This window comes from Streptomyces sp. SN-593, assembly GCF_016756395.1.
GTDB lineage: Bacteria > Actinomycetota > Actinomycetes > Streptomycetales > Streptomycetaceae > Actinacidiphila > Actinacidiphila reveromycinica.
The window spans coordinates 8,727,226-8,748,732 of sequence record NZ_AP018365.1; the positions used below are offsets into that span (position 1 = coordinate 8,727,226).

Annotated in this window: 10 protein-coding genes; all 10 read left to right on the forward strand. The window is 75.3% G+C overall.

Annotated elements, in window-relative coordinates; translation table 11 throughout:
* The first annotated feature begins 1,087 nt into the window (after nt 1-1,087).
* The 10 genes from eccCa (at nt 1,088) to RVR_RS36185 (ending at nt 21,406) form a co-directional block, all read left to right on the forward strand.
* Complete coding sequence (gene eccCa / locus RVR_RS36140; protein ID WP_202238219.1) at nt 1,088-5,035, forward strand: type VII secretion protein EccCa; 3,948 nt, start codon at nt 1,088-1,090, stop codon at nt 5,033-5,035.
* Between the two features lie 175 nt (nt 5,036-5,210).
* Nucleotides 5,211-6,611 carry a type VII secretion integral membrane protein EccD gene (gene eccD / locus RVR_RS36145; RefSeq protein ID WP_202238220.1) on the forward strand — a complete coding sequence of 467 codons (1,401 nt, stop codon included), beginning with the start codon at nt 5,211-5,213 and terminating at the stop codon, nt 6,609-6,611.
* 34 nt (nt 6,612-6,645) lie between these two features.
* Nucleotides 6,646-7,989 carry a type VII secretion protein EccB gene (eccB, locus tag RVR_RS36150; RefSeq protein WP_202238221.1) on the forward strand — a complete coding sequence of 448 codons (1,344 nt, stop codon included), beginning with the start codon at nt 6,646-6,648 and terminating at the stop codon, nt 7,987-7,989.
* Entirely contained in the window at nt 7,982-12,370 is a 4,389-nt protein-coding gene (locus RVR_RS36155; protein ID WP_202238222.1) for a hypothetical protein, read from the forward strand. The genes eccB and RVR_RS36155 overlap by 8 nt, the downstream gene beginning before the upstream one ends.
* Complete coding sequence (locus tag RVR_RS36160) at nt 12,367-15,687, forward strand: right-handed parallel beta-helix repeat-containing protein (protein WP_202238223.1); 3,321 nt, start codon at nt 12,367-12,369, stop codon at nt 15,685-15,687. The genes RVR_RS36155 and RVR_RS36160 overlap by 4 nt, the downstream gene beginning before the upstream one ends.
* Before the next feature lie 86 nt (nt 15,688-15,773).
* Nucleotides 15,774-16,109, forward strand: a complete 336-nt coding sequence (locus tag RVR_RS36165) for a WXG100 family type VII secretion target (protein WP_202238224.1) — start codon at nt 15,774-15,776, stop codon at nt 16,107-16,109.
* 132 nt (nt 16,110-16,241) lie between these two features.
* Nucleotides 16,242-16,529, forward strand: a complete 288-nt coding sequence (locus RVR_RS36170) for a WXG100 family type VII secretion target (RefSeq protein ID WP_202238225.1) — start codon at nt 16,242-16,244, stop codon at nt 16,527-16,529.
* Between the two features lie 6 nt (nt 16,530-16,535).
* Nucleotides 16,536-17,093, forward strand: a complete 558-nt coding sequence (locus RVR_RS36175; protein ID WP_202238226.1) for a hypothetical protein — start codon at nt 16,536-16,538, stop codon at nt 17,091-17,093.
* Between the two features lie 150 nt (nt 17,094-17,243).
* Nucleotides 17,244-20,912 (forward strand): hypothetical protein, encoded by a 3,669-nt coding sequence (locus RVR_RS36180; protein ID WP_202238227.1) that lies wholly within the window; start codon nt 17,244-17,246, stop codon nt 20,910-20,912.
* Nucleotides 20,913-20,968: 56 nt separating this feature from the next.
* The gene (locus RVR_RS36185) at nt 20,969-21,406 is read left to right on the forward strand and encodes a YbaB/EbfC family nucleoid-associated protein (RefSeq protein WP_202238228.1); all 438 of its coding nucleotides are present in this window, start codon (nt 20,969-20,971) and stop codon (nt 21,404-21,406) included.
* The last annotated feature ends 101 nt before the right edge of the window (nt 21,407-21,507 follow it).

Here is a 21,507-nt window from a genome sequence, read left to right on the forward strand (position 1 = left end):
GGCGCCCGTCCGCGCCCGTATGCGGCGCTCGCGCTGCGGCGCGTACGGCCGGCCGGGCACCAGCCTCCGCGAGGCCGTCCCCTCCCGCCGCCGTGGAATTACCGTCTGCCCGCCGGAGTCGGCCGCGCCCCGGTCGAAGGGAAAGCGCGCCGCCCCGGGAAACGCGGAATGCGGACCTTCCCCGAAAAGGACCGCGTGACGCGGAGAGGCATCGTGGAATTCCCGCACGGGCCCGCGGGCGCATTCCCCGCCGAATACGCTGGATGAGAAGGGGGTGGGTCGGTGGGCGATCCCGCCGGGTGGCCCGGTCCGCCGCCGATCCGCTCGGCCGCCCCGGGGGTGCGACGCGGGGGTCGTGGGCCACGCCGGACCCTTTTGCCGCCCGACGCGAGGAACGGGACCTATGTCCCTCCTGCGCTCTTGGTCGGGGAAACGGTTGTTCGGCCCGTCTCTTCCGCGTCCGTCGCCGACGGGACCACGCGGACGGGCGCCCGGCTTCCGCGGGCGATTGCCGGTGATCGCCTGCCCGGTGTGCGCTCGCGGGGTGACCGATTGCACCATGAAACAGTCGGGGGAACATCCGGCGCGCGCCGACCGCGCGGCGCCGGGCATTGCCTATCACCCGGCGCCCCGCGCCGCCGCCCCGGCGCGAGGCCGCTCCCGCCGCCGAACGAGGCGGCACAGCTCCCACCTGCGAGAACGTAGCGGGAGGTCAGGTGGCCGCCCGGCCGTGTCCGCTTCGTTACCGGCCGGTCCCGAGGAAACCGACGCGCGAAGGACTAAAGGTGAATAGCCGGGGAATAATGGTCTGCCGCAATCGCCGGACCGGCTCCCGGCGTCCCGGGGAAATGCCCGCCCACGAGGCCCGACCGCCGCCTGCGGGCCGGGTTCGTAGATCGCGGAACCGGTCACGGAACCGGTTACGGTGACCGCCCCGCGGCGCCCGGAAAGGAAAAGGGGGACTGTTGCAACGCGGGGGAGATTCCCTATAGTCGCTGCCGTAACAAGTGGCATGCACACTGCACCGGGAGTCACCGCGTTGAGCATTAAGCCGGTGAAGCGTTCACCTCGTCGCGACGGGCCGCCCATGCCCGACGGTCAGGTCGAGCTCGCGGAGCCGCCGGTATTGGGCGAGCCCGCCGGCGCGGACTTCGGCTCGGCCCTGATGTACCTGCCGATGGGCCTCGGCGCCGGCGCCATGGTGCTGATGTTCAGCGTCCGCAGCATGGGCCCGACCACCTACATGATGTCCGGGATGATGGGCGTCGCCATGATCAGCATGACGCTGACCCAGGTGGGCCGCAGCAGCGCCGAACGCCGCCGCCGGATGCGGGCCGAGCGCCGCGACTACCTCCGCTACCTCGCGCAGAAGCGCCGCCAGGCCCGCGCCGCCGCCGCCGAGCAGCGCGCCGCCCTGCTGTGGGACAACCCCGACCCGCGCGAGCTGTGGGCCTTCGCGATGGGACCACGGCTGTGGGAACGCCGCCCCAGCCACGACGACTTCGGCCGGGTCCGGATCGGCATGGGCATCCGCCGCGCCGAACTGGTCTTCCTGCCGCCCCAGACCAAGCCCGTCGAGGACCTCGAACCGCTCACCGCGATCTCGCTGCGCCGCTTCACCCGCGCCCACCAGACCGTCCCCGACCTGCCGATCCCGGTCGCGCTGCGCCGTTTCGCCCGGGTGGAGTTCGCCGGCGACGGCCAGGAGGCGCTGGCCCTGATGCGGGCGATGACCGCCCAGCTCGCGGTGCTGCACGCCCCCGACGAACTGCGCATCGCCGTGCTCGGGAACACCGCCGCCCGCGCGGAGTGGGACTGGGTCAAGTGGCTGCCCCACAACGCCCACCCCGACGAGCAGGACGACGCCGGCGCGGTCCGGCTGGCCGCCGGCGATCACGACGAACTGATGGCGCTGCTCGGCCCCGACGTGCGCGACCGCCCCGACCACGACCCGGACGCCTCGCCCAACGTCACCGAGCCCTTCGTGGTGGTCATCGCGCAGGGCGTCCGGCTGCCCGACAGCTCGCGGCTGCTCCACGAGGGCCTGCGCAACACCCTGCTGCTCGACGCCACCGGCATGCTGCGCGGCGGCGACGACGTGCTGCGGCTGACCGTCCGCGACGGCACGGTCAGCTTCCCGGCCGGCGACGACGCCTCCGCCTCCGCGTCCGCCGACGCGCTCAGCGCCACCGCCGCCGAGACGCTCGCCCGCGGCCTGGCTCCCCTGCGCACCGGCGGCAGCATCGACCTGACCGAACGCCCGCTGGAGTCCGACTTCGACCTCACGTCGCTGCTGAACATCCGCGACCCGCGCACCTTCGACGTGAACGCCAAGTGGCGCCCCCGGCAGACCCAGTCGGCCCGGCTGCGGGTGCCGCTCGGCGTCACCGACGAGGGCGAGGTCGTGGAACTGGACCTCAAGGAGTCCGCGCAGGGCGGGATGGGCCCGCACGGCCTGCTCATCGGCGCCACCGGCTCCGGCAAGAGCGAACTGCTGCGCACCCTGGTGATGGGACTGGCCGCCACCCACTCCTCGGAGGTCCTGAACCTGGTCCTGGTCGACTTCAAGGGCGGCGCGACCTTCCTCAACATGGACCGCCTGCCGCACACCTCGGCGGTCATCACCAACCTCGCCGACGAGATCCACCTGGTGGACCGGATGCGGGACTCCATCAACGGCGAGATGATCCGCCGTCAGGAACTCCTGCGCGAGTCCGGCTACTCCTCGCTGTTCGACTACGAGAAGGCCCGGATGGCCGGCGCCACCCTCGCGCCGCTCCCCTCACTGCTGATCATCGTGGACGAGTTCTCCGAACTGCTCGCCAGCAAACCGGAGTTCGTGGACCTGTTCGTGTCCGTCGGGCGGCTGGGCCGCAGCCTGGGCGTCCACCTGCTGCTCGCCTCCCAGCGGCTGGACGAGAGCCGCATCCACAAGGTGGAGGGCCACCTGTCCTACCGGCTGGCCCTGCGCACCTTCTCCTCCATGGAGTCCCGCAGCGTCATCGGCGTCTCGCACGCCTACGAACTGCCCTCCGCGCCCGGCAACGGCTACCTGAAGGTCGACACCACCAACCTCGTCCGGTTCAAGGCCGCCTACGTCTCCGGCCCGGCCCCCGAACCGGCCGCGGAGATCGACCCCGCCGAGCAGCAGCGCGCCGCCCAGGAGGTCACCGCCTTCGGGCTCGACCGCAGCGGCGAACTTCTCTCCGCGCGCGCCGAGGAGGCCGCGGCCCTGGCCGAGGCCGCCCGGGCGGCCGAGGAGAAGGCCCGCCCGACGACCGGCCCCGACGGCGAACCGCTCACCGAGGAGAGCCTGCTGGAACTGCTGGTCGGCCGGCTGGAGGACGCGGGCCCGCCGGCCCGCCAGGTGTGGCTGCCGCCGCTGGACTCCTCCGTCAGCCTCGACCAGGTGCTGCCGGCGATCGTCCCGGACCCCGACCGCGGCATGAGCGCCGCCGACTACCCCAGGCTGGCCTCGCTGCGCTTCCCGCTCGGCATGGTCGACAAGCCCTACGAGCAGTCCCGCGACCTGCTCACCGCGGACCTGTCCGGCGCCGACGGCCACGTCGGCCTGGTCGGTGCGCCGCGCACCGGCAAGTCCACGATGCTGCGCACGATGATGATGTCGCTGGCCGTGACCCACACCCCGCAGGAGATCCAGTTCTACTGCCTGGACTTCGGCGGCGGCGGCCTGGTCTCCACCTCCGGCCTCCCGCACGTCGGATCGGTCGCCACCCGCCTGGACCGGGACCGCGTGCACCGCACCGTCGCCGAACTGACCCAGCTCCTGGAGCGCCGCGAGGCCGAGTTCGGCGCCCGCGGCCTGGAGTCCATGGCCGGCTACCGGGCGCAGCGCGCCGCCGGCGCGATCGAGGACCCGTACGGCGACGTGTTCCTCGTGGTCGACGGCTGGGGCACGCTGCGCCAGGACTACGAGGACATCGAGCCGCGCGTCATCGACATGGCCGCCCGGGGGCTGTCCTTCGGCATCCACGTCATCGGCTCCGCGGTGCGCTGGTCGGAGTTCCGCCCCCGGCTGCGCGACCTGCTCGGCACCAAGTTCGAACTCCGGCTGGGCGACACCCTGGAGTCCGAGGTCGGCGCGCGCGCCGCCGCGGCGGTGCCGCACCAGCCCGGCCGCGGACTGACCTCCGGCGGACACCACTTCCTGGCCGCGCTGCCCCGCCTGGACAGCTCCCCGCACACGGAGGACCTCACCGCGGCCACCAAGGAGGCGGTCGCGGAGATCGACACCTTCTGGACCGGCCGGCCCGCCCCCGGCGTCCGGCTGCTGCCCAGCCGGCTGTCCACCGCCCAACTCCCGGCCGCGGAAGGCGACCTGCGGGTGTGCCTGGGCTGGGACGAGCAGCGCCTCGAACCGGCCTGGCACGACTTCGCCGCCCACCCCCACCTGATGGTCTTCGGCGACAGCGAGACCGGCAAGACCAACATGCTGCGGCTCATGGTCGACGCCATCACCTCCCGCTACACCCCCGAGGAAGCCCGCATCATGGTCGCCGACCCCGGGCGCGGCCTGCTCACCGCGGTCCCCGAGGCCTACCGGGTCGGCTACGTCGTGGACAGCGAGGCGCTCGGCCAACTCGCCGCGAGCGCCGCGGTGTCGGTCGGCAAGCGGGTGCCGGCCGCCGACATCTCCCCGGAGAACCTGGCCCGCCGCGACTGGTGGAGCGGTCCGCTGCTGTTCGTGCTCATCGACGACTACGACCTGTTCTCCGGCACGCCCGGCGCCCCCTCCCCGATGACCCCGCTGGTGCCGCTGCTGGCCCAGGCCCCCCACATCGGGCTGCACCTGGTCGTGTGCCGCAGCACCTCCGGGGCGATGCGGGCGATGATGGACCCGGTGCTGCGCCGCCTGTGGGAACTGGGCAACCCGGCCCTGCTCTTCTCCTACCCGAAGGAGGAGGGCAAGTTCATCGGCGAGGCGAAGCCGCGCACCCTGCCGCCCGGCCGCGCCCAACTCGTCACCCGCCGCGCGGTCAAGCTCATGCAGACCGGACTGGTGGCCGCCGAGTGAGCCGCGACCGCATCCCCGCCCCGAGGCCCGCGCGTACGGGTGCCGTCCGCCCGGCACCCCCGCGCCCGGCCGCCGCCCGCCCGGCGCCCGACCGAACCGCCGCCGCCCGTACCGCCGCCGCCCCCGGCCCCGCCACCGGGGAACGCGGCGTGCCCCAGCGCACAGGAGCGTCCCGATGACCAGTGCCTCCGTGGTTCCCGCCGCAGGGACCGGCACCGAGGTGTGCCGGGTGACCGTCGTCGGCCCCGGCGGCCAGGCCGACCTCGCCATCCCCGTCACGCTGCCGGTGTCCGCCCTGCTGCCCGTCCTCGTGGAGCACGTCGTCTCCGACGTCCGCGACCGCGGCGCGCCGTGGTCGCTCCAGCGCCTGGGCGAGTCCCCCCTCGACCCCGACGGCACCCCCGCCGGGCTCGGCCTGCACCACGGCGACGTGCTGTACCTGCGCCCCGTCGAGGAGCCGCTGCCCACCCTGCACTTCGACGACGTCGCCGACGGCGTCGCCCACGTCGTCGGCTCGCTGCCCGGCCGCTGGCGGCCGGAGCTGACCCGCGCGCTGGCCCTGACCATGGGCGCGCTCGCCCTCGTCTTCCTCGCCCTCGCCCTGCTCAGCGACGGTCCCGGCGACTTCGCCGGCTACGGCTCGGGCATCGCCGCCGTGCTGTTCGCCGCGGCGAGCGTCACCGGCGCCCGGCTCGACGCCGACCCGGCCGCCGTGCTGACCGCCGGCATCGCCTCGATGGCCATGGCCGCGCTCGCCGGACTGTCCTTCCGCACCGGCCCGGGAGGCGGCTTCGACCCGGGCGTGGCCGGCCTGCTGGTCACCGCCGGCTGCGTCACCGCCGTGGCCGTCGCGCTCGTCGCGCTGCGCGCCACGCCCTTCCTGGTACCCGGCACCGCGGCCGTCGTGGCCGCCTCCGTGGCCGCCGCCATCGGACTGCGCGCCGCCTTCGACTGGCGGACCGGCCAGGCCGTCGCCGTGGTCGGCGTCGGCCTGTTCGTCCTCGGCCACTTCGCGCCCCGGCTCACGCTGCGCGCCGCCCGGCTGCGGGTCCCCCAACTCCCGCACAACGCCGCCGAACTGCAGGAGGACGTGGAGCCCGAGCCGCAGGAGCGGGTGGAACGCCGGGTGCGGGCCGCCACCTCCTACCTGGACGCCCTCAGCGTCGGCTTCGCCATCGCCTTCGGCGTCGTCTTCTGGTTCATGGTCCACGAACACGGCTGGATCGGCTGGGCACTGCCGCTCGTGTTCGGCGGCGCGGTGCTGCTGCGCTCCCGCGGCCTGACCGGAACCCTCCAGCGGGTGCCCACCGTCATCGCCGCCGGCGGCGGCCTCGCGCTGCTCCTCCTCCAGCAGTGGACCACCGGCGGCCCCGGCCAGCGCGGCACCGCCGTCGCGCTTCTCGCGCTGACCGTCGTCGCCCTGCTGGCAGCCGCCTGGCGGCTGCCCTCCAGCCGGCTGCTCCCGGTGTGGGGCCACAGCGGCGACATCACCGAGATGCTCGTCGCGATGGCCCTGCTGCCCCTGCTCCTCCAACTCCTGCACGTCTACTCGCACCTGCGCGAGATGACGAGCTGAGACACCGGACCGGAACCGAGAGGAGGAACCCGACATGCAGACCCGACGGGACCACGTCCAGGCGTACCAGTTCGCCGTCGGCCGCCTGGCCACCGCGCTCGTCAGCGGCGACCCCGGCCGCGGCGACAGCCCCACCCGCCGCGCCTCGCTCGGCACCTTCTTCGGCGTGGGCGTCGTCATCCTGCTCTGCGTGGGCTTCGGCGTCTACGGCCTCATCGCGCCCGCCCCCGACCACTCCTGGCGCGCCTCCGGGGCGTACATCGTGGAGAAGGAGACCGGCAACCGCTACCTGTACGCCGGCGGCGAGCTGCACCCGGTCCGCAACTACGCCTCGGTACGGCTGCTCGCCGGCAACGCCACCGCCCACAACGTCTCCCGGCAGGACCTCGCCGGCATCCCGCACGGTGCCGCGATCGGCATCCCCGGCGCCCCCGACGAGGTCCCCGCCCCCGCCGACGTGCTCGGCAACGCCTGGACCCTCTGCCTGCGGCCGCAGCTCGCCGGGGGGCTGAGCCTCGACTTCAGTCCCGCCGGCCACACCGCCGCCGTCCCCGCCGGCCGGCAGGCCCTGCTGGCCGGTCCCGACGGCACGCGCTACCTGCTGTGGAAGGGCACCACCTACCGCGTCCCGGACCAGGCGACGCTGGTCGCGCTCGGGCTGGACACCGACCGGCAGATCGCCGCCCCCGCCGACTGGCTCGCCGATCTGCCGACCGGGCGCGCGCTCACCGCGGTCCGCCCCGCCGGACTGGGCACGCCCGCCGGCAAGGTCGCCGACCACGCCGTCACCGTCGGCCAGTTGTTCACCACGACCACCACCACCGCCGGCGCGCGCCACTACTACGTGATGACCAAGGCCGGCGTCGCCCGCACCACGGCGACCGAGTCCGCGCTGCTCGCCGCGCAGCCCCACGTCCCCGCACCGCTCCAGGTGCCCTCCTCCGCGCTGGCCGCCGTCCAGCTCGCCAGCGACCCCGACATGGCCGGCGCGCTGCCCGACGTGGCCGGCGCGCCCGCGATGTCCACCGACGGGCAGGCGGTGTGCCTGGCCCAGCGCGTCGACGGCGCCACGCTGGGCACGCAGGTCGTCGTCGAGACCGGCGCCGCCGCCACCGGCAGCCGCTCCGTCGTCGTGCCACCCGGCCATGGCGTGGTGGCCCGCAGCCGCGAGGAGGCGCTGAAGAAGGTCACCCACCCCAGGACCTACCTCATCACCGACGACGGCACCGCCTACCCGCTGGCCGACGACGACGCCACCGCCGCACTCGGCCTGTCCGGCCTGGTCTCCTTGCTGCCCGACGACGTGATCTCCCTGCTGCCGACCGGCCCCGTCCTGTCCAAGCCAGGCTCCACCGGCGGAGGAGGCAGCGGTGTTTAGGAGCATCCGGTCGCTGCTGCCGCCCGGCCCCGCGCTCCAGTGCCGCCCCGTCGGCGACGCGCTGCTGCTCCAGCCCAAGGGCCGCAACGACCAGGCCGCCTGGCGGTTCACCGGCGCGCTCGCCCGCGACGACCAGCACACCGTCGTCGTCGTGGACGTGCCCGGCATCCCGCCGGACACCGCGGCCGACGCCATGGCCCGCGCGCTGTCCGACAGCGGCGGCAGCCTGCGCCTGGTCTTCGGCAACGGCACCTCCGCGGAGATCCGCCGCGCCGGGCAGCGGATCTCCGAGGAACTGGGCAAGGTCGTGGTGGTGCCCGACGGCGAGGTGCTGCCCACCGCCGGCGGCGGGCTCTACATCCCCGGCGGCCACGGCTCGGGATGGCTGCGGCTGCGCCCCGGCCGCCCGGTCGAACACGACTCCATGGGCTTCCCCAAGCCCCGCTGGCAGTTCTCGATGATGGACCGCCCCTGGGCGACTAGCCCCTACGCCGTGGTCGAACCGCTGCCCTGCGGGGTGTGGGTGCGCGGCGCGCTGCCCGACGGCGCCGACGACAACCGGCTCCGGCTCTTCGGCCTCATCGCCGTCGACCCCGACGTCATGACGGTGGTGCTCGGCTGCCCCGGCGGCCCGGCCGTCCCGCTCGCCGACGTCGTACGGTTCTGGGAGACCGTGATGCCGTCGACCCGCTCCCGGGTGCGCTTCGTGCACTTCGGACCGGTCGCACTGCCCCAGGAGGGCGAGGCGCTCGGCCAACAGCTCGCCGACGCGCTGGACCACCAGGTCGTCCTGTACACCGGCATGGGCGACGACGACGCCACCACGGCCGCGCCCCGGACCGGGGCGGCGGACCGAGGCGCCCGCGGCGCGAACGGCTCGGCTGCGTACGGCACGTCGGAGCAGGGCGGCGCGCCGGGCGGAGCCGACCACGCGACGGGTCCCTCCACGTTCGTCCGCGAACTGCTCTACACCCCGCGCGGCACCGACATCGCCCCGCCGCCGGCCCTGGCGGGCGTGCGCGAACCCCTGCCCGGCTTCCAACCGGTCGCCCCGGGCGTCTACGAGTACGCCTTCGACGCGGTGCTCGAAGTGGTGCAGAGCGGGTTGTGGATGCGCCCGCAGTCCGAGCCCGCCGACGGCGACGACGTGCGCCGGATCGCGGCCGTCCCCGGCGACCGGCTCTTCCTCTACCACCGCGGCTCCCCGGAACTGGCCGCGCGGATGCGGGCGCTGGCCGAGGACGCGCTCTGGCGGCTGGGCGCCGACGCACGCAGCGACTTCATCCTGCGGCCGGCCGACGACCCGGCCGTGGACACCGGCGCCTGGTACGCCGAGCCGATCGCCGTGTCCGACCCGCAGGAGGCGGTGACGGCGGCGATCCCGCCGACCACCCGGCCGGCGGGGACCGCGCCCTGGACCCCGGTCACGGTCGGGGCACCGGCCGTGGGGACCGCTGACGACGACGTCGCCGTCGCGGGTGAGGCGGCAGGCTCGGACGGCGTGGCAGGTGTGGACGACGCGGAAGGTACGCGGAGCGGTGGGGCGCAGGAGGGCGCCGGGGTGCCGGCGGCCCTCGGACCCGCACCCGCGGCCGCTTCCGACACCGGGGCGGCGAACGCCTTCCAGGCGGAGGTGTGGGCGTCCGCCGCCGAGGACCTCTCCGCGCCGGCGCCGTCGCCCGCGTCCGCTTCCAGGGCGCCCGCGGTGGCACCGTCGAGCCCGCGGCCGGTAGGCGCCCTCACCGCGGGGCTCGCGCTGCCGACGGGGTGGGCCGCCTCGATGCCCACCGAGTCGTCGGAGACCGTCGCGCCCTCCGCGGCTGCCGCGCCTACCGCGGCCGAGGCGTCGGCCACGGCGGCGCCGCTCGCGGTTCCCGCGGTGTCCGGGCCCGCGCCCGACGGCGTGGTGGAGGGGGAACACGCCACCGCGGCCGGGGCGGAGGGCGTGTCGACCGCCACCGCGGGTGCCACGGCGGGCCCCGCCCTCGCGGGTGGCGGGCTGCCTCCGACCGGAGGTGCCGGCGCGGTGCCGACGGTGCCGACCGGGCGGGCGGGCAGCGGCGACGACGGCGGCGGCGAAGACGGCGGCGACGAACCCGAGCGGTCCGAACGCGCCGAGCCGGAAGCGGGGGAGACCGAGGCCGCGGAGCGGGGAGCCCCGGAGCCGGCTGCCGAGGACGTCCCGCTTCCGGATGCGGAGCCGGAGCCGGAGCGTGATCCGAGGCTGGAAGCGGTCGAGCGGGACGGGCGGGCGGTCGAGCGGGCGGTCGAGCAGGGCGGGCGGGCGGACGAGTCGGGCGGGCGGGCGGACGGCCTGCCCGGGGAGCCCGCACCCCCCGTGCCTCCGCACCTGGCGGAGAACCCGGCCCCCGGTACGGTTCCAGCCGCCCCTTACGCCCCGCCGTCGGTGCGCCGGCTTCCGCTGCCGTTGGCCCACCCGACCACGATCTTCCCGCCCTCGTCCGACGGTCCGCCCTCGTCCGACGGTCCGGCCTCGTCCGACGGTCCGGCCGCGCCGGATGCCGCCCCCGTCCCGGCCCCCGCGCCCGTCGCCGCGCTGCCAACTCCCGGACCCGCGCCCATCCCGTCGGGCTCCGGGCCCGCGACGCCGTCGCCGGGTGGGCCGACTGCCGTGCCGCTGGTGCCGGCTGCCGCGGCTCCGGTTCCTCCTGCGGGCCCCTCCCTCGTACCGCCGGTGCCCCCCACTCCGCCCGCGCCGGTGCCGCCGACGGCAGTTGTTCCGGCGCCGGGTCCGTCTGCCGCGGTGCCGCCGCCGGTGTCCCCCTCCGGGGCCGCGCTGCTGGGGCCGGAGGCTGTCAGTGGTTCCGCTCCCGGTGGTTCCGCCCCGCCGGCCGCACCCACCGCGGTGCCGTCAGGGGCCGTTGGCTCCCCGCCGGTCGTTCCTCCGTCCCCTGCGCAGCCCGTTCCGGGTCCGCCGGCCGAGGCCGCTCCCGGCGCCCCTGCCGCGCCGTCCGGTCCGACCGCGGTGCCTGCGACGGCTGCTGGTCCCGCGCCGGTTGCCGCGCCGCCCGCGCCGCCGCTTGTCCCGGAGCCGTCGGGCGCCGTACCGACCGCCCCGCCCGCCCCGACCGCCGTGTCCCCAGGGACAGGGGGCCCGGGCTCGCCCGCCGCACCGACGGCGGGGGTGGACCCGGCGGAGCCCGCGCCGGCCACCGGTGCCGGCGTCGTACCGCCCGAGCCGGGTGCGATGCCCGCTGCAAGCGGCTCGCCGGCCGCCGCGCCGGCGCCCCCGGCCGTACCGCCCGCGCCGAAGGCCGCGCCCGTCGCGCCGCCGACCGCCGCGGCGCGGCCGGCCGGGCTGCGGCTGGAATCCGCGTGGTCCTACCCGGCGGCCCCCGCTCCCGCCCCCGTTCCGGCTCCGGTCCCCGCCGCCCCCGAACCGGCGGTCGCCGCGGACCCCTTGGCGCCGCGCGGGCCCGCCGCACCCTCGACGCGGCCCACCGCCGTACCGGCGGCCACCGCACCCACCACACCTGCGGCACCCGCCTCCGCGGCAGCGCCCGGCGTGCGGGTGCAGCCCGTGCCGAAGGGCGCGGCCTGCGCGGTGCCGCCCGAGCGCGGGATCGAGCGGGAGCGGGACTGGGTGCGCAAGACGTTCCGGGCGCAGTACGACGTGGCCGCGGGCACCGTCTCCCGGGTGATGTCGGAGGTGCCGGGGCTGCGCAGCGCGAGCCGGGAGAAGGCGACGGACGCGCTGATCGACCTCGTCGCCGTCCGCCTGTACCTGACCGGGAACAGCGCGGGCGTGGACGCGTCGGTGCGCGCCGCGCGGGTCGGGCCCCACGTGCCGCTCGCGCGCTGCGTGGCCTCGGGGCTGCGCCGGCTGCCGTCGTACCGGGGCACCGCCGTGCTGCACGCGGAACTGACGGACGCGGAGCGCGCCTGGTACCGGGACGGGCGGCTGGTGACGGAGTGGTCCTTCTGCCCCGCCCTGGCGGCGCCCGCCGCGGACCGGGTGCCGGGAGCGCGGTTCGTGGTGTGGTCGATGACGGCACGGCGCACCGGGCTGCTCGACGCCACCGCGCCGGACCAGGTGGTGTTCCTGCCCGGCACCACCTTCAAGGTGCTGCGCCCGGCCGCGTCGGCGGACGAGCCGGTGCTCATCCGCGAGATGGCGGCGACCGAGATCGGCGCGGACGGGCGGGTCGCGCCCGGGCGGTCGGCGCTGGACGACCTCGCCCTGGAGAGCCTGGAGCGGGCCGTCGCCGCCCTGCCGAAGGAGCCCGGCGCGGCGGACGCCGACCAGCCGTGGACGCCGCGGAACCCGCCCGGCCTGATGGCCTCGGCGCCCCGGCAGGGCGCCGCGACCGGGACGAACGCGCCCGCGCAGGGCGCCCCTCACAAGGGAGCGACGCTGTGAACCGGCAAGTGCTTGTGGTCTCCCCGGACCGGCCCGGCGCGTACCGGACGCTGACGGAGGCGCTCGCGGACGCCGCCGAGGGCGCGCTGATCACCGTGGGCCCCGGCCGCTACGAGGAGGCCCTGCACCTCGTGCGCACGGTCACCCTGGCGGCCGACGGAGCCGGCGGGACCGCCCACGTGCACGCCCCGGCGGGCAGCACCGTCGTCGTGGACGCGGAGGCCGTGCAGATGTCCGGGCTGCTGCTGAGCGGCGCCGACCCGGAGGCGCCGGTGCTCGACGTGCGCCGCGGCCAGGCCGCGCTGGACGGCTGCCGGGTGGCGGGCGAGGCGTGGACGGCGGTCCTGGCGTGGGACGCCGGCACCGTGGCGCTGCGCGACTGCCAGGTCACCAACCCCCGCGGTGCCGGTGTGGTGCTGACCTCCGGCGGCGGCAACGTGGTGGAGCGCACCACCGTCTCCGAGGCCGGCTCCTCCGCCGTGGTGGTGGCCGAGCAGGGCCGGCTGACGCTCCGTTCGTCGGTCCTGGACCGCGCGGCGGGCAACGGGCTGTGCGTCAACGGGCGCGGCGCCGTCGTCGTGGAGGCCACCCGGATCACCGGCAGCGGCAAGCCCGCCCTGGCCGTGGAGCAGGACGCCCGGGCCGAACTGAGCCGTGTCGAGGTGTCCGGCAGCTCCGGCCTGGACGCGTACCTGGCCAGTACCGCGGGCGCGACGCTGGCCGAGTGCACCTTCACCGGTTCGCGGGGCGAGTCGGTGTACGTCAAGGAGTGCGCGCCGGTCCTGCGCGACTGCGTGATCACCGGGGCGGCGCAGGTCGGACTGCACGCGGCGGCCGGCGGCCGGCCGGTGCTGGAACGGTGCCGGATCGAGGACACCCCGGTCGGCGTGCTGACCGAGGACGGCGCCGAGGTGACCGCCACCGAACTGGCGGTGCGCGCCGCCGGGACCGCCGCCCTGCGGCTGGGCGGCGGCGCGGCGCGGCTGACCCGGTTGGCGGTCGCCGACGGCGGCACCGCCGTACAGGCGCTCGGCGGCGCCCGGCTGGACATCGACGAGGGCGACGTCTCCGCCACCGGGACCGCCGGCATCGAGCTGGGGGAGCGGGTGCGCGCCCGGCTGTCCGAGCTGCGGCTGCGGGTCGGCGGCGGCACCGCCCTCGCGCTCGCCGACTCCGCGCACGCCGAGCTGGACGCCGCCACCGTGGAGGGCGGCACCGTCCTCATCGGCACGGACAGCGAACTGACCGCCCGGGACAGCGAGTTCCGCGGCTCCGAGCAGGACGGCCTGCGGGTGGCCGGCGGCACCCTCACCGCGGTCGGCTGCCGGGTGCACGGCGCGCGCGGCGACGGCGTGCACATCGCCGCCAACTCCCGCGCGGAGCTGACCAACTGCACCGTCTTCGACAACACCGGCGAGGGCATCCGCTCGCAGACCGCCGAGCCGGTCGGCGTGCACGACTGCGAAGTGCGCGACAACTCCGGTCCGCCCGGGCGCCGTCCGGGCGACGGCCGTCCGGACACGGACGGCAGGGAGCTGACCGCGACCGCCGCGGACGGCGGCGGCGCCGGCGGACCCGGCCCGGCCTCGTACAGCGGCAGCGCGACCGGCGCCGGACCGCTGGCCGAACTCCAGTCCCTGGTCGGCCTGGAGAGCGTCAAGCGCGAGGTCACCGGACTGATCGACCTCAACAAGATGACCAAGCGGCGGATGGAGATGGGCCTGCCCATGCCGCCGATGAGCCGCCACCTGGTCTTCGCGGGCCCGCCCGGCACCGGCAAGACCACCGTCGCCCGCCTGTACGGCGCGGTGCTCGCCGAACTCGGCATCCTGCGCCAGGGCCACATCGTGGAGGTGGCGCGGGCCGACCTCGTCGCGCAGATCATCGGCGGCACCGCCATCAAGACCACCGAGGTCTTCACCAAGGCCCTCGGCGGCGTGCTCTTCATCGACGAGGCGTACACCCTGACCAACCAGTCCCGCGGCTCGGGACCGGACTTCGGCCAGGAAGCCGTCGAGACGCTGATGAAGCTGATGGAGGACCACCGCGACGAGATCGTGGTCATCGTCGCCGGCTACTCCGCGCAGATGGACCAGTTCCTCGCCTCCAACCCCGGTATGGCGTCCCGGTTCGCGCGGACCATCGAGTTCCCGAACTACGAGCCCGACGAACTCGTCACCATCGTCCGCGGGTTGTGCGGCAAGCACTACTACGAGCTGGACGACGGCGCGCTGGAGGCGCTGACCCGCTACTTCGTCGAGGTTCCCAAGGGCGACACCTTCGGCAACGGCCGCGTGGCCCGGAAGATCTTCGAGGAGATGATCGGCCGCCAGGCCAGCCGGCTGTCCGCCCAGTCCCACCAGGACGACAGCGCGCTGAGCGTCCTGACCGGCGAGGACGTGACCGAGGTGCCCGGCACCCCCGGCGCCGGCGAGAGCGAACCCGAACTGCCCGAACTGCCGGGCCTGCGACGGCTTGCCGCCATGACCGGCCTGGACACCGCCCGAGCGGCGCTGCGCACCCGGCTGCGCGCCCTGGCCGCCGCCCAGCAGCGGTCCGGCTCCCGGCCCGAAGCGCTCTCCGCCCGCGCCAACGTCGTGCTCGAGGGCCCGCCCGGCAGCGGCCGCCGCGCGCTGGCGGCCCTCTACGGGCGCTGCCTGGCCGAGCTGGGGCTGCTGCCCACCGGCGCCACCCGCCACGTCCGGCTGTCCTCGCTGCCCGCCCGCTGGCCCGAACAGCCGCTGCTGCGCCTCGCGTCGGCTCTGGAGGAGAACGCCGGCGGCCTGCTGGTCCTGGAGTGGACCGAGGCGTTCGAGCAGCGCAGCCCGCAGTCCCGGGAGGCCGTGCTGAGCGCCCTCGCGCGGATCGTCGCCGTGCCCGGCGACACCGTGCTCGCGCTCATCGGCACCCCCGAGCACCTGATCGGCCTGATGCGCGAACGCACCGACATCGCGCAGGGGTTCGCCGAGTACGCCCGCCTGGAGCCGTACACGCCCGAGCAGACCGTGGAACTGGTCCGGCGCCGGCTGCGTGGCTACGGCTTCCAGATGGACGAGGACGTCGCCCAGGCACTCGCGGAGACCTTCGGCCGCTCGCCCGAGCCGGCCGGCGCGCACCGCGCCCACCGGCTCGCCGAGAGCCTGGCGGCGAGCGCCCGCGCCCGCACCGTCACCACCGGCGACCTGCCCCGGCAGGCGCCCGAGCAGGCCGCGGTGCTCGCCCCGGACGAGAGCGCGCCGACGCCGGGGGAGCCCCCGGCCGCGCCCCCGCCCCCCGAACCCCCGTACCAGCGGCCCGAACCGCTGGCCCGGCTGTGAGCTTCCGGCCCGTCGCGCCCTGAACGGCACCCGCGGCGGACCGGGACGGAGAAGAAGACCGAGACCGACGAGAGGACAGCCCGACCATGGCACTGACATCAGTCGAACTGCAGGGAATGACCGCCGCCCAGGGCACCTTCCAGACCGCCCTGGACGACGGCGCCACCTCCTACGCCCAGATGGCCGGCCAGATCGACGGCCTGCGCGGTAGCTGGACCGGTGACGCCTCCACCATCTACGGCAACGCCATGCAGGCGTGGCTGGACGACTTCAACAAGGTGAACCAGGCGCTGCGGACGATGCTGGAGAAGCTCCAGCAGAACACGAACGTCTACGCGAACACCCACGAGGAGACCCAGCAGACCGCCAACCAGGTCGCGCAGAACATCGCGTCCGGCGTCACCAGCCTGCCCGGTTTCTGAGCCGCGCGCTCGGACCTCCCGGCGGCCGCGACGCGCCGGCGGCCCCGGCACCGCCGGGTGCCGGCAGGCGTGCCCCGCACCGCCCCGCACCGCCCGACAGCCCGTTCCACCCTCTTCCTCCAAGGAGCCCCCGTGGCGACGTACACCGTCCAGATGGAGCAGGTCGACGTGATCGTCGGCGAGATGAACGCCATCACGCAGCGCATCAACCAGGCCCTCCAGGACCTCGACAACCAGGCCAAGGTCAACCTCGCCGAGTGGACCAGCGACGCGCAGGCCACCTACGCGCAGGTCAAGGCGCAGTGGGACGCCGCTGCGGCGGACATGACGCAGAAGGCGGCCCTGGCCACCCAGCAGCTCGGCAGCATCAACGAGTACTACTCCCAGGGCGAGCGCGCGGGCGTCCAGCTCTGGGGCTGACGCGCCATGACCTACGGAACCCTCGACGGCACCCTGCCGCCGAAGCCGTCACCTCCGCCGCACAAGGCGCAGCAGTACGACGGCGGTACGACGCTGCCGACCGGGCAGGGCACGTACTCGAACGACACGCCGTTCGACGCGCCGCCGGTCCCCGGAGGCAGCGGCGGTGGCAAGGGGACGACCGTGGACACACCGTCGATGACCGTGTTCGCGGACAACATCGACAAGCTCATCGCGCCCACGCAGGCGGCGGCGAAGAAGCTCGACCCGATCAGTGTCGCGCCGGGCGCCTTCTACCACGCCGACCAGATCCGCACGAAGGTCAACGGGCTCAACGCCGACGACGGGCTCAAGGCCCAGTACGGCAAGGTCCTGTCGGATCTGGTGCAGGGGCTCGGCGACCTGAGGGACGGAGTCCGTCAACTGGCGTCGAACTACTCGACGTTGGAGGACGCCAACAAGATGACGTCCCAGGATCTCGACACCGCCATGCAGTCGACGAACGGCGACTTCTCCGTTCTGCTGACCGACGCGGGCGGAGCGTCCGGCGGGGGCGGCGCGTAGGCACGCGCGCCACCCAGCGGACGGCACGGCGGGCCGGGAACGGCGGGCCGTGCGCGTATGTCCCGGGCGGCGGGGCGGTCCGGTCCACCGGACGCCCCGCCGGCCTGGACCGGCGGACAGCGACGGCGTACTGACGGAGGACTTGCTCACATGGGCGACACCGACTACGACAGCAACGGGTTCAACCAGGGCGACGACGGGTCGATCTACGGCGACCCGACCGCGACCGGCTCCATCTCCGACTACGACAGTTGGGACTGGAAGCAGATCGAGGCCGCGATCCGCGGCATGTCGGCGGGCGTGAGCAACTCCGACAACCTCGACCACGCCGCCTCCGTCGCGTCGCCCCAGACCCTCCAGGACGCGGCGAACGTCTTCTACCACGTCCAGGTGGTGCTGTCGGGTGTCGCCAAGGCCCTCCAGGACCAGGCCAAGGCGCTCGCCGGCGACGACGGCCCGTGGAAGGGCGACGCCGCCGACGCCTTCTACGACATGATGAGCACCTTCTCCAAGCAGGTCGCCGCGACCGCCGACGTGCTGTCCGGGGGCACCAGCGGCTCCGGGAACTCCGTGCCGCAGCAACTGGCGGACAACGCCGTCAACCTGACGAACGCGCAGAACAAGATCGGCGAGATCGACGCCTGGTACGCCCACCAGGCGACCCTGATGGGCGTCACGCCGATGAGCAACGGCCTGATCCCGGTCAGCAAGAAGCCCGAGCTGGTCCAGATGCTCAACCACGACATGCGCCAGGTGCTGAAGAACCTGGCCGCCGACTACCAGGTCACCATCGACTCGGTCCGGCCACCCGGCACCATCACCGGCCCCGGCCCCGGCGACACGCCGCCGGTCGACGAGCCGCCCCCGGACGACACGGGCGCGGACGACTCCATCGGCGACGTCACCCCCGCCGACCTGGCGCGTCTGGCCAACACCGACGGCCCGGCCCTGGACGCGCAGGCACCGGACGCGCTGACCAGCGCCGACGGCTTCACCCCGACCGGCGACGCCCTCGCGCCGACGCCGTACTCCGGCAGCCTGGACAGCAACGGGCCCGGATCGGGCCTGGGCGACGGCAGCGGACTCGGGGACGGCTCCGGCCTCGGCGGGCTGGGCGACAACAGCACGCTGGACCCCAACGCGCTGGACAGCGCGCTCAACCCCGCGTCCTTCGACGGCGGTACGGGAGTGGACGGCGCCGGCGGGCTCGGCGACGACGGCGGGTTGGGCGGACTGGGCGGGCTGACCCCCAACGCGCTGCTGTCCCGCAGCGCGACGCCGTCGGCCTTCGACGGCGGTACGGGAGTGGACGGCGCCGGCGGGCTCGGCGACGACGCCGGGCTCGGCGGACTGGGCGGCCTGACCACCACCCCCTCGGCCTTCGGCGGGGGCACCGGTCTGGACGGCACGGGCGACCTGCCCGAGTCCGACCTCGCCGAGGACCCGAGCACCTGGAAGGACGGGGCGACCGCCACCGACTTCCCCGGCGACACCGGCATCGGCGGCACATCGGGCCTGGGAGCCGACAGCGGCCTCGGGGACGAGGCGGGTCTCGGCGGGCTCGGCGACCTCAAGAGCGTCTCGCCGTCCGCCTTCCCGGGGTCCACCGCCACCGGCGGCTCGGTGCCCAACGCGAGCGACCTCGGACTGGAGTCCGACACGCCCGGCTTCAGCCCCTCCGCCTTCCCCGGCTCCACCGGCCTGTCCGCCGCCGGCTCCGGCCTCACCGGCGGGACCGGTAGCGGAATGCCGTTGATGCCGGGGATGGGTGGGGGTGCGCAGTCGGCGCAGGGTGGGTTGGATCGTAGCGATGCGTCGGGGTTGTTGGATCCGGAGGCGGAGCCGTGGGCGGGGGATGCGGATACGGCGGGGGAGGGGTTGTTGCCGTCGGGTGGTGTGCCGGTGGGTGCGGATGGGGGGTTGGATCTGCCGGGGTTCGAGCCGTCGGAGTTCCCTGGTTCGTCGGAGTTGGGTGGTGAGGCCGCGGGTGTGGGCGGTGTGGGGAGTGGGATGCCGTTGATGCCGGGGATGGGTGGGGGTGCGCAGTCGGCGCAGGGTGGGTTGGATCGTAGTGATGCGTCGGGGTTGTTGGATCCGGAGGCGGAGCCGTGGGCGGGGGATGCGGATACGGCGGGGGAGGGGTTGTTGCCGTCGGGTGGTGTGCCGGTGGGTGCGGATGGGGGGTTGGATCTGCCGGGGTTCGAGCCGTCGGAGTTCCCTGGTTCGTCGGAGTTGGGTGGTGAGGCCGCGGGTGTGGGCGGTGTGGGGAGTGGGATGCCGTTGATGCCGGGGATGGGTGGGGGTGCGCAGTCGGCGCAGGGTGGGTTGGATCGTAGTGATGCGTCGGGGTTGTTGGATCCGGAGGCGGAGCCGTGGGCGGGGGATGCGGATACGGCGGGGGAGGGGTTGTTGCCGTCGGGTGGTGTGCCGGTGGGTGCGGATGGGGGGTTGGATCTGCCGGGGTTCGAGCCGTCGGAGTTCCCTGGTTCGTCGGAGTTGGGTGGTGAGGCCGCGGGTGTGGGCGGTGTGGGGAGTGGGATGCCGTTGATGCCGGGGATGGGTGGGGGTGCGCAGTCGGCGCAGGGTGGGTTGGACCGCAGCGATGCGTCCGGGTTGCTCGACCCGACGGCGGAGCCGTGGACCGGCGACGCCGACACGGCGGACGGCGACATCGAGGCGGCCGGGACCGTACCCGGTGGGCAGGGGCGGCTCGACCTGCCCGGCACCGGGGCGGAGGAGGAGACGGCGGCGGCCGCACCGGACGCGGAACCCGGCATGATGATGCCGGGGACAGGCGGGGTGCCGGGCGGCGCAGCGGGCCGGGAGGACGGCGTGTCCTCCGACGCCTCCGGGCTGCTGGCCCCCAGCGCGGACCCGTGGACGGACGAGGGCGCGCCGGACCCGGAAGCGGCGGGCACCGCCCTGTCCGCCCCCGGCACGGGCGCCCTGTCCGGGCTGACGACCGGCGCAGACGGCGGCACGGGAGCCGCTCCCGCACCGTCCGCGGCCGAAGGCGACGAGTCCGGTGGCACCGCGTCCGAGGGTTTCGCCGTGCCCGCGGCGGCCGAGGCGTCGGCCGTACCGGCCGCGGCCCCGTTCCTGCCGATGGGCGGCTCGGGGGCTCCCGCGGGGACCGGCCGCGGGGACGACGACGACCGCGGCACGCTCGTGGAGCCGACCGGTGAGGCGTTCACCGAACCCGCGGCCCCCGAGGCACTGGCCGCCGACGCGCTCGCGGCGGGGATGACCGCCCCAGCAGCGCCGGGGACCCCGGAGCACGCCGGCGACCCGCAGTACGCCACGTACGACGGGCAGGGAGCCGCCGACCTCGGCGACCCGCTGGTCGTGCTCCGGCCGGCCGACGACGACCTGTCGGAGGAGGACACCGCGGCGTGGGGCGTCGCGGGCGCGGCCTTCGTCCCGCTGCTGTGGGCCGGACGCCCGGAGGAGGAGCCGGAGGTGACCGCGCCCGGCTACGCCACCGCCGACGAGGGCACTTGGGGCATGGCGCCCCCCGCTGCCCCGCGTGGCGCGGAGCCGCCCCAGGAGGGCGACGACGCGGACCAGCCGCTGGCCACCTGGCGCCCCCAACGGCCCGCCGCAGGCGGGGAGTCGACTCTCCTCCCGTCCGCCGACCAGCCGTTGTCCTGCGCCGCCGCCTCACCGGACGACGACTGGGACGAGGAGGAGCCCGAGGCGGCGCACGACGAGTCCGCCGAGGAGGAGCCCGCCACCCGCGGCATCGCCGACCTGCTGGTGCAGGAAGGCGACACCTGGGGGTCGCCGCCTGTCGCCGGCGGCCCGGACGGGGTGTACTGAGTGGCCCCCGTGGCCCGGGACGGCGCGGCACGACGGCGACGCGAGGAGAGGAAGCGATGAGCACCCCGTACGACCAGGACATCGAAGGACTCCTGGAGCTGTACCGCAAGCAGCGCGAGGAGGCCGCCGAGACCCGGCGCCGGATCAACGAGGTCACCGGCACGGCGACCGCGCCGCGCCAGACGGTCAAGGTGACCGTGGGCGCCCAGGGCGACGTGACGGCCATCGAGTTCCCGACCGGCGCCTACCACCGCATGGCGCCCAAGGAGTTGGCGGACGCGCTGCTGGCGACCATCCGCGAGGCGCGGGCGGAGGCCATGGAGAAGGTCGCCGAACTCACCTCCCTCGCGCTGCCGCCCGGCGTCACCGTGACCGACCTGCTGCGCGGCGAGGTCGATCCCAAGGCGATCCTGCCCGACGACCCGGCCATGCCGGACGAGGTGCGGGACTACATCGACAACGGCCGCCCGGAAGGGGCCGCCGGCCGCCCGTGACCCCCTCGGTCCGACCCGCCCGCCCCCGGCGATCCCCTCGCCGGGGCCCCACCCCCGTCCCCCCACCCAGGCTTCACCACCGCGTCCACCTCAGGGAGTTC